Below are 13,910 nucleotides of genomic sequence, written 5' to 3'. Positions count from 1 at the left end.
TACGGGTGAGGCATCGGCAGACCCTATCCATGAGCAAGTACTACTCGATCTGCGTCTTCCACGCCTGATACTTGCTTTCTTTGCGGGGGCTGGTTTGTCTTTAGCCGGTGCAGTTCTGCAAACGGTTACTCGAAATCCGCTGGCTGACCCTTATTTGTTTGGTATTTCCTCAGGCGCCTCATTTGGCGCTGTGCTGGTCATTGCCGCAGGTGGAGCTAGTTCAATGCTAAGTGATGCTGGTCTGTATGATCTCGGTATCACTGCTGGAGCGTTTATTGGCAGTGCTGTGTCGGTTATTCTGGTTATCTCTCTTTCGGGTATGGGGGCGCAAATTGAACGAATGTTATTAGCCGGCGTTGCGGTTTCTTTTATGTTCAGCGCGGCAACGAGCTTGGTTTTATATATGGCTGATGCTCAAGCCGTTGCATCGCTTATTTTTTGGACTATGGGTAGTTTTAGTAAAGCTCACTGGGGAGCATTATGGATGCCGTCTTTAGTTATTCTTATTTGTATCGCAATATTTTTTGCCAATCACCGGCGTTTGCGTGTCATGCTTGCGGGGGATGAAAGTGCGACCGCATTAGGAGTGGATGTAAAGCGTTTGCGAATTTCTATGTTATTGCTTAGTTCTTTGTTAACGGCAACGTTGGTTGCAAATTGTGGTGGCATAGGCTTTGTTGGTTTAATGGTGCCCCATATTGTTAGAAGGTTGCTAGAGCGCCGGAGTAAGCACGTTTTAACGGCGTGTGTATTATTGGGTGGTTGTTTCATGGTATGGGTTGATGTGCTTGCACGTACCTTGATCGATAATAATGAGCTACCCGTTGGTGTCATTACAGCAGCAATTGGTAGTGCCTTCTTTCTTCTGGTTCTTCGTCGTCGAGGATGGTAAATCGTGCTTATGTTCAGAGTACTTAATTTATTGCTTTTGCTAGTCTTGGCTTTTCAAGCTTCCTTGTCTCATAGTGACGAAACTTCCCACGCACCCTTTGTTGCAAAGCGAATCGTAGCGCTTTCTCCACACTCAGTTGAGTTATTATTTTCTCTAGGTGCTGGAAGTAGAATCGTAGCAACGACAAGCTATGCTGATTTTCCTGATGAAGCTAAGAGAATACCTCAGGTCGGTGGTTACAATGGGATTCAACTTGAGAGTGTGCTCGCCTTAAAACCGGACTTGATTGTTGCTTGGGAAGGAGGCAATCCTGCCGGTGATATTGATCGCCTAGAACGCTTGGGCTTAAAGGTCTATCGTAGTGAAACCAAGCGTATGGCAGATATTGAAACGGAAATCATAGAGCTGGGGGCCTTGACTGGGCTGAATGCGAAAGCCGCGGAGCTCGTTGCAACGTTTAAGCAAGACTGGCAGGGCATACAGAAAGAGAATCATCATAAAGCGCCAATAAGCTTCTTTTACCAGTTGTGGAATGAGCCCTTAAGAACGATAGGTGCGGGCAGCTGGATCAATGAAATTTTAACGAGTTGTGGTGGAGTAAATATATTTGATGATACTTCGCTAGATTATCCGCAAGTGAGTCTAGAGGTTATTCTCAAGGCGAAACCTAAAGTGATCATTGTTCCTTCGCATCATGGTGCAGAATTGGGCGATGCACAACAATGGGCTACCTGGCGCGAGATTCCAGCAGTAAGAAATCAGCATATATTTTCCGTGAATGGTGACGTAATGCATCGTTTTTCACTTCGCGTGATTGATGGAATGAAGTCCGTTTGCAGTGCTTTAGATCAAGTCAGAGCCCGCTCATAAAATAAATAATCTAACCTACCTTCCTGAAGGAGTACGACCTTGGAAAAGCAAGATAAAAATGCTTCACATAAAAAGAAGATGCAAAAACAAAAGGCCAATGTAGACGCTAATATCGAGGCAGCCAATATTGAACGTGGTGTCTTAATAGTGCTTACAGGAAATGGCAAGGGAAAGAGCAGTTCTGCTTTTGGCATGGTTTTGCGGGCCTTGGGCTATGACCATAAGGTTGGAGTAGTACAGTTTATCAAGGGGGCACAGCTTTCAGGTGAAGAGCTTTACTTAAAAAACAAATTGCCAGATGTAGACTTCTATCAAATGGGGACTGGCTTTACCTGGAACACGCAAGATCGAGAAGCAGATATCGAAGCGGCCGAAAAAACCTGGAAGGTAGCGGAGAAAATGCTTGCAGATGACAGCTACAACTTGGTCGTGCTGGATGAGCTGACCTATATGATTGCCTATAAATACCTCGAAGAAGAACGAATTCTTTCTGCTTTGCGAGATAGGCCTTTTGAGCAAAGCGTGATTGTTACCGGACGAGGTGGTGGCTCTGCGTTGCAGGAGTTAGCTGATACGGTATCAGAGATTAAAGAGATCAAGCACGCCTATAAGGCGGGCGTTAAGGCTCGTGAAGGGGTTGATTATTAGGCGCTGAGCAAAAGTAAATGAGTACTGTTTTATCTTTTGATTAGCAATACTGTGTCGTAAGAGATGACCTCTAGCTGGCAGTCGAACAATGCAGCAATATATTGAAAGGTTTTAACGGAATAGAAGCTGATGTGAGTTGGGTCTTTCGTATACTGCCAATTCACGATGCCTTGCTTTGGGGGTTGTTTTGTCATAATGCCCAAGACTCCTTTCTTTTTCAGCATCTTAAACAAGAGCTCAAATACCTCTTTTGGCTTGCTCAGATGTTCGACAACCTCTGTACTGGTAATAAAGTCGTAGCGGCCACTTAAAGGGCTTTTGTCTGGCATGTAGAAAGGATCGTACTCTTCTACGTTAAAGCCCTTTTCACGCATCATGATTGATAAAGTTGGTCCGGGTCCGCAGCCGAAATCAAGCCCATTGGCAAAGGGTTCTAGTTGAGATATCAGCGGCATAGATAACTTCTCTAGAAAGCGCCGATATCCTTTGTCTTCGGGGTTGTTTTCATGCAAATCATAGATTGATTTTTCATACCCGGGCGAGATGTGAAACTGCTTAGGAACAAATATCAGGTCACAGTGCGCACAGTTAAGGTATTCTCTGTCTACTTTGCTGTGTGAATCTCGGTGAATAGCCCTTGTTTCTTTTGACAAGCATAAAGGGCATTCATGAGTAGTTGGGGGTGGGGTATCAGGCCTGGCCAATGCGATGGGTGGATCCGTAACTTTGCTCTTTACCTTGTTGGCCATAAAGATTTTGCGTTTTGTTTTGGCCGCGGATGATTGTCATCAACTTATTCGTGCGCTGTAAGGAGCGACTAATAATGCTTCCGTTGACCTGGTTAGTATCTTTGCATTGTTGCATTTTCTCGCGGGAAGTTTGCCATAAGTTAACTAAATCATCATCATTTAGTGTTTGTAGCTTTTCCTCAACGTGTCCAGGTTTAATGCCAAGCCCAGACTCGGCTATTAACCTGGCCTTAATTTTTCCGCGAGACTCTAATTGTTGGACAGTTTGAGTTTTGTGTTTGGATAATAGAGAAATTTGATCGGTGTTGCGCGTTGTTAGGGTTTGCTTTTCTTGGTCCAAGAGCTTCTTTAAGGTATCTAGATCGACAATATCTTGACGGAGTAAGTTCTTAAGCTGCTCGGTAAACTCTGACATAGTAGACCTCATTGGAGTAATTAATGATAATTACCCCAAATCAAGCATTTTTCGAGCCAAGTTATCAGAGTCTGGCTGATATTCACCACGTTCTATACGAGCTTTTACCTCATCGACGCGGCTTTGGTTTACTTCAGGCAGTGATTTAATCTCTGCTTCAATGCGAGCAAGATTTTGTGCCGAGGAGCTAAAGCTAACGCTGTCTTTAGCATTTTCGCTTGAAGGGGGCTGCCCTTGAGCGGGGTTACTAATGCTCTCAACAGACTTTCCAGCCTGATTTCGTTTGGGGCCATCTGTGCGATTAGAGCCAATGCCATTTATATCAATATTCATGGTGATGCATCCTTAAATCTTTCTATGCCTAGAATATCGGCATGCGATCTTAATACTTTAGCTAAATCTTACAGTAAATTATGTTTTTTTCTAAAGTGTTATTATTACAAGGCCGGGCTCACTTACGCGAGCCTTTACAACACGCTTCGACTGCAGGTTTTGTACGGGTATTTGCTGCCCCAACGCCCCGTCAGTCATAGCGGTGCCGTTCATTCTAACCGAAATTGCACTATTGCTGGCAACGATTACAACATTATCGCCGCGCTTAACCAGCTTTGGCGGTGTTAAATGGCCAGGTTGAATTGTTGATCCGGGCCTAATTGAGCGCCGAGCTACCATACCTTCGACGTCAGATAGCTGTTGATAATGTGAATAGTGTGTTCGGTTAATAACTATTTCTTCTAGGTTGATGTCATTTATAGAGATCACTTGGCCACGCCGGATACCCCCCGTTGCGACAACTGTATGAGCGTAAAGGTCGAATTCTGAGCCAATATAGAGTTTCCAAGGTTTAAGACCTTCGCAGCGAATCTCGATTGTTATTCGGTTTTGTGTGAGAGGAGGGCGATTCAGCTTAAGTTGTGGCTGCTCGCTACATGTTTTGTTTTTGTGGTATGGATCAATATTGCCGACCCTGTATTCTGAGCGGTAACCTTTGTCCGCATAATCAGCGGCTAACTGCTCAAGGTATGCCGAGACTAGCGTTTTAAGGTCGAAGTTATTGTCTGAGGTTTCATTCTTTGCTAATTCTTCAGGCGTAGCGTGACTATGCTTATTCTCCAAAGTTACGGTCTCGCTCCCGATAACTAGTGTGCTCAGAAAAAGAAGCGGTAACCAGAATATTTGCCTACTAATTTTCATTTTATGTCCTATGCTATTGTTAGCTGTGCAAAAAATTAAAAAGCACGTGTAATAACAAGTACTTTATTGCGTAAACTGAGTGTTGCGTCAAAAGTACAAATCGTTGCTCAGGGTTTTACCTATTTGCTTAAGTATCAAGCATTCTGCTAAATACTTAAGCAAGTAACATACCGCTCTGAACATCGTTAGGGGAGCTATATATATGGCCGGTATTCTGGACAGTGTTAACCAACGAACTCAGCTCGTTGGGCAGAATCGACTGGAATTATTGTTGTTTAAGCTTCAGGGTCAGCAGATATACGGAATTAACGTTTTTAAGGTTAAAGAAGTATTGCAGTGCCCTAAGTTAACTATGATGCCACAACGACATCCTGTTGTTCGCGGTGTCGCGCATATTCGTGGTGGAACTATCCCTATTATGGATATGGGGATGGCAACAGGACAGATGCCGATTGCGGAAGAGACAATTCCCAATAGCTTTGTCATTATTACTGAATACAACAGAAAGACTCAAGGCTTCCTGGTTGGTGATGTTGAACGTATCGTTAACCTTAATTGGGAAGAGATTCATCCGCCGCCAAAGGGTGCCGGACGCGAAAATTACCTGACTGCCGTCACTCGTATCGATAATAAGCTTGTAGAAATTATCGATGTAGAGAAGATTCTGTCTGAAGTGGCGCCTGTAGAAGAAACCGTTAACGAAGAGTTCGTAGAACAGGTGTGTGAACGTAATAGTGAATCGCCGCCTACCGTTCTGGTCGTTGATGACTCGGTGGTTGCGCGTAAGCAAATACAAAACTGCCTACAAGCTATCGGCATTACAGTAATTACCAAGAATGATGGTAAACAGGCCTACGATTATCTAAGGGAACTTGTGGCGGACGGGTCACACTTTAATGATCATATTGATTTGATGATTTCAGACGTAGAGATGCCAGAGATGGATGGCTACACCTTGACGACCTTATGTAAGGATGATCATCGTTTAGCACCACTTTATATTATGCTGCACACTTCATTGAGTGGTGTGTTTAACCAGGCAATGGTAGAAAAAGTTGGTGCCGATGACTTTATGGCCAAGTTTAGTCCGGATGAACTTGCGGAAAAAGTGATGGATATCATTGATCGTATCAAGACGAAAGCTTAGATGTACAGCGCAACATGCTCGTTAAAGGGTGGCTATGCAATTAGATAGTTCAGCTCAGGAGTATCACTTATTCCGCACCTTTCTAGAGGAAGCGTGCGGGATATTGTTGGGTGAAAATAAGGCTTATCTAGTGAGTAGTCGCCTCAAGCCTGTGATGGCAAAGCATCAGATTGCAAGCCTAAGTGAGCTCGTGTCCAAGCTTAAGAGTATTTCACATCGCAATCTCAGAGAAGAAGTGATTGATGCGATGACTACAAATGAAACTTTATGGTTTCGAGACTCTCATCCTTTTACTGTTCTAAAAGAAAAAATCTTCGTTGAAGCAGATAAGCAGAATACTATTGCACCCTTGAAAATATGGTCAGCAGCATGCTCAACAGGTCAAGAGCCTTATTCGATCTCTATCATTGCGAAAGAGTTTCAAGAGTCTAAGCCCGGTAGATTGAAGGGGGGGGTAAAGGTTGTCGCGACAGATATCTCACCGACAGTGCTTGCTAACGCGAAGTCTGGTATCTATGAGATGTTGGCGCTTGGGCGCGGAATGTCTGAGCAACGCTTGAAGAAGTGTTTTAGTTCGCTTGAAGATGGTCGTTGGCAGATTAAACCTGAGTACAAAACTAGCATTGATTTTCAGTTGTTAAACTTGATGGAAGGTTACGGTCGAGTTGGAACTAATCTCGATGTGGTTTTTTGTAGAAATGTCTTGATCTATTTCTCACCTGAATTAAAACGAAAGATTCTGGTCAAAATACATAGTGTTTTGAAGAAGGGAGGGTATTTGATCTTAGGTGCTTCTGAGTCACTTAATGGTTTATCGGAGTACTTTGAAATGATTCAGTGCCGCCCAGGAATTATCTATCGAGCGATTTAATTAACCTGGTTTATTCGCAAGTCCCCGCATAAGAGTCTCTATATTTACTCAAGATAGCCTGGTACTCACCATTACCCTGAATGCCCTCCAAGCCCTTATTGAACTTTTGGATTAATGTCCTATCCATCGATCGAATTACTCGAGAAGTGGGGGGAGCAATATTGTCGAAGCTAAATTCCAGGGATTGATATTTCCTGCTGTTTTTGTGTTTGCTGGAAAAAATATTTCGATCCGAAATAGCAATGTCAATGCGCTTCATTGCGAGCATGTCGAGTTGTTTTAATTGATCAACATCCTCAGTGTACTTCTTGTTATTCTGAGTCATAAGCTGAAAGTCTTGGCCCAAGGTAGTGCTCGCACTTTTGAAAGCCCAAATATGCTTGTCATAGTAATCATATATAGTTTTAAGTTGTAGGTTCTGGCTAGCGAGTGAGATGGCACAGTCCACATAGTCAAGTGTTTTGTGGCTCGTGGAAATACCCGGCAAATTGGAAGAATAGATCGTATTTGATTGATTTGAAACAATTGCGTCGATGCTGCCACTTTTAACTAACTCTATTGCGCGTAGGTAATGGACATTCTCAATACTAATTGATTCGTAGCCTGCTTGGGTAAGTGCGATATAGATAATGTCACGTTCAATACCGCTTTTTTTATCCTGGCTTAAGTATGGGGGCATTGAAAAAGTAAAGGCCAAAGAAATAGCTACTTGATCTTGTTTGTTAGCGAGGGCGGTCGTGGTGCTGAGTAACAGATAAAGTAACGTGGCTTTCGAAATAAATGCTCGCATTATCGTGTATCCGTATCCGGAGAAATCATAGGAAAATTATAGCTTGAATTTGCTGGATGTCCAACTTAGGCATTTTTTTGCCAACCTCGTTTTGGCTTCTCGAGTTAAAAAATCTAGCCAATTTTTCTTGATTTGAAGAGCAAAAAATAGTTTATTTGAACTGTAGCTTTTACCCGCAGGGCGCGGGCAAAATTTATGGTTAGTAAGTTGAAGCTGGGAACGTGTTTTTTCACTACAGAAACTGTTTTTACAAGGAGCAATAAGCAGAATGGACGCAATTGTAGGCACACCGCAACCTCCCTATTACTCTGTCATTTTTACCTCAGTACTTAGTAGCGATGATAAGGAATACTCTAACACATCTCTTCGTATGGAAGCGCTTGCCAGTGAGCAAGACGGGTTTTTGGGCTTAGAGTCAGCACGTGACTCACTAGGTGTGACGGTTTCCTATTGGCGTGATCTGGAATCGATTAAAGCGTGGAAAGATAATCTAGAACATACTGCAGCACAGTCTTTAGGAAAGGAGCGCTGGTATAGAGACTATAAAGTCAGGGTTTCACGTGTGGAACGCGATTACGGTTTATTGTAAAGCGCCTATTATCAATAGAGAAGATTGCCTTCTCTATTGATTTTATAGTCATTGTGCTAGTCGCTTTTCAGGGCCGCTAAGTTGCTATATAAGTTTAATGCCTCTGGGTTTGCCAATGCTTCTATATTTGTAAGCTCTTTGCCGTGCACGACATTTCTAACGGCTAGCTCGACAATTTTTCCACTCAATGTTCTGGGAATGTCCGTGACTTGAAGAATCTTATTGGGCACATGCCTTGGTGTAGTATTCTCGCGGATACTTCGTTTTATCTTATCGATAAGCTGCGTGTCTAGTGTTAAACCTTCTTGTAAACGGACAAAGAGAATGACACGAACATCATCTTGCCATTCTTGGCCGATAGCAATTGACTCAAACACTTCCTCAACCTTTTCAACCTGACGATAAATCTCAGCAGTACCTATTCGAACACCGCCAGGGTTAAGGATTGCATCAGAGCGGCCGTGAATGATTACGCCGGTTTGGGTTGGTGTTCCATTATCTGCTTCGTGGACAATAAGCTCTCCGTAGTCCCCATGAGCCCATGTGTTGTCAAAGCGTTTAAAGTAAGCGCTTTGGTATTTTTCGTTATTTTTGTCATTCCAGAAACAGGTTGGCATGGAAGGGAAGGCTTGCTTACAAACAAGCTCTCCTTTTCCTTGTGTAAGGCTAGTTCCATCATCATCTAAAAATTGTACGTCCATCCCTAAGCCAATGCATTGAAGCTCACCTTTGTATACTGGAAGATTCGGGTTTCCTAGCGCAAAACAAGAGATGATATCTGTGCCCCCGGAAATACTAGAGACGCATACGTCCGTCTTAATGTCGCGGTAAATATATTCAAAACTTTCGTGGCTCAAGGGGGAGCCGGTTGATAAGAATGCTTCGACGCTATCAAGTTGGTGGCTATGCTTCGGCGACAGACCAAACTTCTCACAGGCAGCGTAATACTTGGCACTAGCCCCAAAAATATCGATACCTTCTTCGTCTGCAATATCAAGCAGGCTGGTTTGTTCTGGGTGGAATGGTGAGCCGTCATACAACACTAGCGTAGCACCTAAGGCTAGACCAGAAACGAGCCAGTTCCACATCATCCAGCCACAGGTTGTGTAGTAGAAAAGCTTGGTATTTGGCTTGACGTTGGTATGCAGTGCAAGCTCTTTGAGGTGCTGAATCAAGGTACCACCAGCGCTATGTACAATGCATTTGGGTTTGCCTGTTGTTCCTGATGAATAGAGGATGTACAGCGGTGCCGAAAAGGGCATTTGCGTGAATGACAATGCGCTGTTGTCCTCTACCTTCATTACATCCGCCCAGGTATGAAATGAATCACCAAGGGCTTCTTTGTCGCTATCTTTTGGCTTGAGATAAGGAATCAGTATGCAGGCTTCTAATTCGCTTAGACCTTTCTGGACGGCTTTAACACGTTCAAGGCTGCTGATAGTTTTATTTCCATAGTAATAACCGTCTGTAGCAAAAAGGACTTTAGGACGAGTTTGTTCGAAGCGATCGAGCACGCCTGTTACGCCAAAATCGGGTGAACAGGATGTCCAGATTGCACCGAGGCTACTTGTAGCAAGCATGGCAATCACCGCATAGCAACTATTTGGTAGGAAGCCGGCTACCACATCGCCTTTTGCTACGCCCACTTGCTTAAGATATGTGGCACACTTATTAACCTGCTGGAGTAGTTCCTGGTAACTAAGCTCTGTTCTAAGGCCATGCTCGCCACGTTCAACAATCGCTATCGATGCAGGGCTGCTTTCAGCTTGGCGCAACAGATTCTCGGCAAAGTTCAAGGTCGCATTTGGAAACCATTGCGCACCCGGCATCTTGTCTTCATTAAGCAAGGTGAGTTCGCCTTTATGACCTTTGACATCAAAGAAATCCCACAGCTGTGACCAGAATGCCTGCTTATCAGAGACAGACCAACGATAGAGTTGATCGTAGCTTTCAAATGAATGTTCGCTTTGCTGATTTAGATAAGACATGAATCGAGTCAGTTCTGTCTGCGATATGCGGTCTATGCTAGGTTGCCAAAGGCATTCGTTATTTTGCTGATTCATGTCGTGCTGTTCCGAGTCTGGTTATTTTAATGCGAGCGCTACTTTTGATTGATTAGTTCGGCCAATTGCATTGCAAATTCTGTTTCCTGCTTCAATGAGCTTGTCTAGCTCAATACCTGTTTCCATGCCAGCCCCCTGGAGCATATAAACGGTGTCTTCTGTGCTGACATTTCCAGAGGCTCCGGTTGCATAGGGGCAACCACCTAAGCCAGCTACTGAGGTATCGAAAGTTCTGTAGCCTAACTCTAGGGCTGCGTATTGATTGGCAAGCGCTTGGCCGTAGGTATCGTGAAAATGGCAGGCTAGTTGATTGGTCGAGAAGTGTCTCAATAGTTGAGAGAGCAGCGTTTTTATTTGAACGGGCGTACCAATGCCAATTGTATCGCCGAGTGATACCTCGTAGCAGCCCATGCTCAGCAGGCGCTCACAGACTTTAGTAACATTTTCAGGCGAAGTGATGCCATCGTAAGGGCAGGCGATAATGCAAGAAACATAAGCTCGAACGCGCAAATTATCCTGCTTGGCCTGGGTAATAAGTGGCTCGAAACGAGCAATGCTTTCATCAATGCTGCAGTTGATGTTTTTCTGAGTAAAGCCTTCTGAAGCTGCAGTAAATATGGCAACCTCATCCACATTGACAGATTTGGCTGCTTCATAACCCTTGAGGTTTGGGGTGAGAGCTGAGTAACAGATATCATCTCTGCGACTTAGCTTTGTGAAAACCTCTGCACTACTGGCCATCTGGGGAACCCACTTGGGTGAAACAAAGCTACCGGCCTCTATTTGCTTCAGTCCAGCCTTGCCAAGCTGTTCGATTAAGGCGAGTTTATCTTCCAAGCTTACGATTCCAGCTTCGTTTTGTAGCCCGTCACGCGGACCCACTTCAACAATTCTTACTTGATCACTCATGCTTGTGTTTACTCCTTATTGCTCTTAATCCAAGGAGCTGGCTGCTTATCGAAAAATGCCTTCAATCCATTTTGACCTTCTTCCGATACGCGTAAGTCAGCAATAAGCTGGCTGGTGCGTTCACTTAAGTCTTCAGGAGCTTGCACTATGTCAGCCACTAGCTGCTTGGCTGCAATACTGGCTTGCGGGCCAGTTGTTAAAATTTGTTCAACAATAGCCTGTACTTGCTCATCTAATTGTTCAGTTGCTACAACTTCATGGACAAGTTGATAACCCTTTGCTGCTTGAGCCTTAAATACTTCAGCAGTTAAGAATAGTCTTTTTGCGATGCGAGGGCCGATGGCTTCAACAACAAAAGGCCCGATGGTGGCAGGTGCTAAACCGAGTTTCGTTTCGCTTAAACAGAAACGTGATTTCTCATCGGCGATGGCAATGTCGCTGCACGCGATAAGCCCGATTGCTCCACCGTAGGCGGCTCCTTGTACGCGTGCTATTGTGGGAATCCTAAGATCGTTTAACTCTTGCATAAGCGCAGCAAGTTGGCGTGCATCGTGAAGGTTGTCTTCATGACTTAGCGTTGCCATACGTTTCATCCAGGCTAAGTCAGCCCCGGCGCAGAAATGTTTGCCATCAGCTTTGAGTACCATAACGCGCGCATCTGAGTCGTTGACTGTTTTTATATGTGCGCGTAGTTCGGTAATTACCTGGTCATCGAAAGCGTTGTGCTTTTCAGGGCGCGATAAGCAAAGGGTGGCGATTTGCTTATCAAATTGAAGAGTACTTGCTGGCTGCATGGTTAATATCCTGATTCATTGAATTGTACCTTATGAGTAATTTGAGTGATCGCTCATACTTACATTCTAAATACGCCAAACTCGGTATCTTCTATTGGTGCGTTTAGGCTAGCTGAGATTGCGACGCCAAGAACTTTTCGAGTGTCGCTAGGCTCGATTATGCCGTCATCCCATAAGCGTGCACTGGCATAATAAGGGTGTGCCTGTTTTTCAAACTGTTCGATAATCGGTTGCTTGAGTGCTTGTTCTTCTTCATCAGACCAATTGATGCCACGTTTAGCCAAACTATCTCGTTTAACTTGTGCCAGAACGCCTGCAGCCTGTTCGCCACCCATTACTGAAATACGTGCATTTGGCCACATCCATAGGAATCGTGGATGATAGGCTCTCCCGCACATGCCGTAATTTCCGGCACCAAAACTTCCGCCAATAATGATCGTAAACTTCGGAACTTTAGCGCAAGCGACGGCCATGACCATCTTTGCCCCATGCTTGGCGATACCGCCTTCTTCAAAGGATTTGCCGACCATAAAACCAGTGACATTTTGCAGGAAGATCAAAGGAATCTTGCGTTGGCAGCATAGTTCTATAAAGTGCGCGCCTTTTTGAGCAGACTCCGAAAACAAAATGCCGTTGTTAGCAATAATACCGACCGGGTTCCCGTAAATATGTGCAAAGCCGCAAACGAGTGTTTCACCAAAGTATTGCTTGAATTCTGAAAAGTCTGAATCATCAACGATTCGGGCAATGACTTCTCGTACGTCGTAGGGGGTTTTAAGGTCAGTTGGAACTACTCCGTTTATTTCATTTTCCGGGTACTTAGGTGGTTTTGCTGGGCGAGTAGCCATTTGTTGCGGCTTCTGCCAATTGAGGTTTGATACACATTCTCGAGCGATCTGGATAGCATGCTCTTCACTGTCGGCATAATGATCAGCAACACCAGAGGTTTTGCAATGCACATCAGCGCCGCCCAGGTCTTCTGCGCTAACTTCTTCACCGGTTGCAGCTTTAACTAGCGGTGGGCCTGCTAGAAAGATTGTACTGTGGTTGCGAACCATTATGCTTTCATCGGCCATTGCAGGGACGTAAGCGCCACCAGCGGTACACAAGCCAAGTACCACGGCGATTTGTGGAATCCCTTTGGCAGACATGTTGGCCTGTCGATAGAAAATGTTGCCAAAGTCATCCTCGTCCGGAAAGACTTCATCCTGATTAGGGAGGTTTGCGCCACCTGAATCTACAAGGTAGACGCAGGGTAGGCGATTCTCTTCAGCGATGGTTAAGGCGCGGAGATGTTTTTTAACCGAAAGAGGGTAGTAAGTGCCTCCTTTAACCGTCGAATCGTTGGCAACAATCATGCACTCAGTGCCATTGATTCGGCCTATGCCAGTAATTGCACCGGCAGAGGGAACCTTTTCATCGTATACCTCATGGGCAGCAAGTTGAGATAACTCAAGAAATGGTGAGCCGGGATCAATTAATCTCGTGACTCGGTCTCTGGGTAAAAGCTTTCCTTTAGCTAGGTGGCGCTTTACCGCTTCAGGCCCGGCGCTATTTGCGGTGGCCTGAATGGTTTCACGCAGCCCAGTCACCAGCTCGTCCATCGCAAGCTTTCTTTCTTTAAACTGTGCGCTTAAAGCGTCTGTGTTGGATTGTATAACGGTCATAAATGATTCTATCCATCGATAGCCTTAGCAATATTTGCTAAGGCTTGGCTTTAATTAACGAGGCAGGGTGTTAACGCGTTTCCATAAATAATTCGCGGCCGATTAGCATACGACGAATCTCGGAAGTTCCGGCACCAATTTCATAGAGCTTCGCATCTCGTAATAGGCGCCCAGCAGGGAACTCGTTAATGTAGCCATTGCCGCCAAGTATTTGGATTGCCTCCAAGGCCATTTTAGTTGCTGCTTCAGCGCTGTATAGAATGATACCGGCCGCATCTTTACGGGTGGTCTCACCTCGGTCACAGGCTTTAG

General features: G+C 44.7%; 16 protein-coding genes. 6 read left to right on the top strand and 10 right to left on the bottom strand.

The genetic code is table 11. The annotated features are described in order from the left end of the window. The 3 genes from A3757_RS15345 to cobO form a co-directional block, all read left to right on the top strand. Nucleotides 1–892 (top strand): iron ABC transporter permease (locus A3757_RS15345; protein ID WP_068739879.1); only part of this gene is annotated, 892 nt, incomplete at its 5' end. A gap of 9 nt (nucleotides 893–901) precedes the next feature. After that, nucleotides 902–1,762, top strand: a complete 861-nt coding sequence (locus A3757_RS15340) for a cobalamin-binding protein (protein WP_082865058.1) — start codon at nucleotides 902–904, stop codon at nucleotides 1,760–1,762. A gap of 39 nt (nucleotides 1,763–1,801) precedes the next feature. After that, on the top strand, nucleotides 1,802–2,410 hold the full coding sequence (gene cobO, locus A3757_RS15335; RefSeq protein WP_082865318.1) for a cob(I)yrinic acid a,c-diamide adenosyltransferase: 609 nt from the start codon (nucleotides 1,802–1,804) through the stop codon (nucleotides 2,408–2,410). Nucleotides 2,411–2,439: 29 nt separating this feature from the next. On the opposite strand, the gene A3757_RS15330 is transcribed toward cobO, so the two are convergent. From A3757_RS15330 to flgA, 4 genes are all read right to left on the bottom strand, one after another. Next, the gene (locus tag A3757_RS15330) at nucleotides 2,440–3,063 is read right to left on the bottom strand and encodes a class I SAM-dependent methyltransferase (RefSeq protein WP_231872240.1); all 624 of its coding nucleotides are present in this window, start codon (nucleotides 3,061–3,063) and stop codon (nucleotides 2,440–2,442) included. A gap of 37 nt (nucleotides 3,064–3,100) precedes the next feature. Further along, nucleotides 3,101–3,574 carry a flagella synthesis protein FlgN gene (locus tag A3757_RS15325; protein WP_068507235.1) on the bottom strand — a complete coding sequence of 158 codons (474 nt, stop codon included), beginning with the start codon at nucleotides 3,572–3,574 and terminating at the stop codon, nucleotides 3,101–3,103. 30 nt (nucleotides 3,575–3,604) lie between these two features. Beyond that, on the bottom strand, nucleotides 3,605–3,907 hold the full coding sequence (gene flgM / locus A3757_RS15320) for a flagellar biosynthesis anti-sigma factor FlgM (protein ID WP_068507233.1): 303 nt from the start codon (nucleotides 3,905–3,907) through the stop codon (nucleotides 3,605–3,607). Nucleotides 3,908–3,997: 90 nt separating this feature from the next. After that, the gene (flgA, locus tag A3757_RS15315) at nucleotides 3,998–4,768 is read right to left on the bottom strand and encodes a flagellar basal body P-ring formation chaperone FlgA (protein ID WP_068507230.1); all 771 of its coding nucleotides are present in this window, start codon (nucleotides 4,766–4,768) and stop codon (nucleotides 3,998–4,000) included. Nucleotides 4,769–4,970: 202 nt separating this feature from the next. Between flgA and A3757_RS15310 the strand changes: the two genes are divergently transcribed. Together A3757_RS15310 and A3757_RS15305 are read left to right on the top strand one after the other, a co-directional pair. Beyond that, nucleotides 4,971–5,915, top strand: a complete 945-nt coding sequence (locus tag A3757_RS15310) for a chemotaxis protein CheV (protein WP_068553293.1) — start codon at nucleotides 4,971–4,973, stop codon at nucleotides 5,913–5,915. A 34-nt stretch (nucleotides 5,916–5,949) separates the two neighbouring features. Then, a complete protein-coding gene (locus A3757_RS15305) occupies nucleotides 5,950–6,786 on the top strand; it encodes a protein-glutamate O-methyltransferase CheR (RefSeq protein ID WP_068507226.1) in 837 nt (278 codons plus the stop codon). 10 nt (nucleotides 6,787–6,796) lie between these two features. Here A3757_RS15305 and A3757_RS15300 read toward each other — a convergent pair whose 3' ends face one another. Beyond that, the gene (locus tag A3757_RS15300; RefSeq protein ID WP_068553295.1) at nucleotides 6,797–7,576 is read right to left on the bottom strand and encodes an ABC transporter substrate-binding protein; all 780 of its coding nucleotides are present in this window, start codon (nucleotides 7,574–7,576) and stop codon (nucleotides 6,797–6,799) included. A 268-nt stretch (nucleotides 7,577–7,844) separates the two neighbouring features. Here A3757_RS15300 and A3757_RS15295 point away from each other — a divergent pair, with 268 nt between their 5' ends. Then, on the top strand, nucleotides 7,845–8,165 hold the full coding sequence (locus A3757_RS15295; protein ID WP_068507222.1) for an antibiotic biosynthesis monooxygenase: 321 nt from the start codon (nucleotides 7,845–7,847) through the stop codon (nucleotides 8,163–8,165). A 56-nt stretch (nucleotides 8,166–8,221) separates the two neighbouring features. Here A3757_RS15295 and A3757_RS15290 read toward each other — a convergent pair whose 3' ends face one another. From A3757_RS15290 to A3757_RS15270, 5 genes are all read right to left on the bottom strand, one after another. Continuing rightward, nucleotides 8,222–10,228, bottom strand: coding sequence for an acetoacetate--CoA ligase (locus tag A3757_RS15290; protein ID WP_068553297.1), 2,007 nt, complete (start codon nucleotides 10,226–10,228; stop codon nucleotides 8,222–8,224). 21 nt (nucleotides 10,229–10,249) lie between these two features. Next, the gene (locus A3757_RS15285; protein WP_068507219.1) at nucleotides 10,250–11,137 is read right to left on the bottom strand and encodes a hydroxymethylglutaryl-CoA lyase; all 888 of its coding nucleotides are present in this window, start codon (nucleotides 11,135–11,137) and stop codon (nucleotides 10,250–10,252) included. A gap of 8 nt (nucleotides 11,138–11,145) precedes the next feature. Beyond that, a complete protein-coding gene (locus A3757_RS15280) occupies nucleotides 11,146–11,931 on the bottom strand; it encodes an enoyl-CoA hydratase-related protein (RefSeq protein WP_068507218.1) in 786 nt (261 codons plus the stop codon). Nucleotides 11,932–11,990: 59 nt separating this feature from the next. Continuing rightward, on the bottom strand, nucleotides 11,991–13,598 hold the full coding sequence (locus A3757_RS15275; RefSeq protein WP_068553300.1) for a carboxyl transferase domain-containing protein: 1,608 nt from the start codon (nucleotides 13,596–13,598) through the stop codon (nucleotides 11,991–11,993). A gap of 70 nt (nucleotides 13,599–13,668) precedes the next feature. Next, a partial coding sequence (locus tag A3757_RS15270; protein WP_255374989.1) for an acyl-CoA dehydrogenase family protein occupies nucleotides 13,669–13,910 on the bottom strand: 242 nt, incomplete at its 5' end.

This window comes from Oleiphilus sp. HI0117 (assembly GCF_001635235.1).
Note: the sequence above shows the minus strand (reverse complement) of the source record. Positions and strands in the feature narration are given on the sequence as shown.

Coding starts and splice junctions, on each gene's coding strand:
- A3757_RS15310 (WP_068553293.1), top strand. CDS start 4,971: ATGGCCGGTATTCTGGACAGTGTTAACCAACGAACTCAGCTCGTTGGG.
- A3757_RS15275 (WP_068553300.1), bottom strand. CDS start 13,598: ATGACCGTTATACAATCCAACACAGACGCTTTAAGCGCACAGTTTAAA.
- A3757_RS15290 (WP_068553297.1), bottom strand. CDS start 10,228: ATGAATCAGCAAAATAACGAATGCCTTTGGCAACCTAGCATAGACCGC.
- A3757_RS15340 (WP_082865058.1), top strand. CDS start 902: ATGTTCAGAGTACTTAATTTATTGCTTTTGCTAGTCTTGGCTTTTCAA.
- A3757_RS15285 (WP_068507219.1), bottom strand. CDS start 11,137: ATGAGTGATCAAGTAAGAATTGTTGAAGTGGGTCCGCGTGACGGGCTA.
- A3757_RS15280 (WP_068507218.1), bottom strand. CDS start 11,931: ATGCAGCCAGCAAGTACTCTTCAATTTGATAAGCAAATCGCCACCCTT.
- flgA (WP_068507230.1), bottom strand. CDS start 4,768: ATGAAAATTAGTAGGCAAATATTCTGGTTACCGCTTCTTTTTCTGAGC.
- A3757_RS15300 (WP_068553295.1), bottom strand. CDS start 7,576: ATGCGAGCATTTATTTCGAAAGCCACGTTACTTTATCTGTTACTCAGC.
- A3757_RS15325 (WP_068507235.1), bottom strand. CDS start 3,574: ATGTCAGAGTTTACCGAGCAGCTTAAGAACTTACTCCGTCAAGATATT.
- flgM (WP_068507233.1), bottom strand. CDS start 3,907: ATGAATATTGATATAAATGGCATTGGCTCTAATCGCACAGATGGCCCC.
- A3757_RS15305 (WP_068507226.1), top strand. CDS start 5,950: ATGCAATTAGATAGTTCAGCTCAGGAGTATCACTTATTCCGCACCTTT.
- A3757_RS15295 (WP_068507222.1), top strand. CDS start 7,845: ATGGACGCAATTGTAGGCACACCGCAACCTCCCTATTACTCTGTCATT.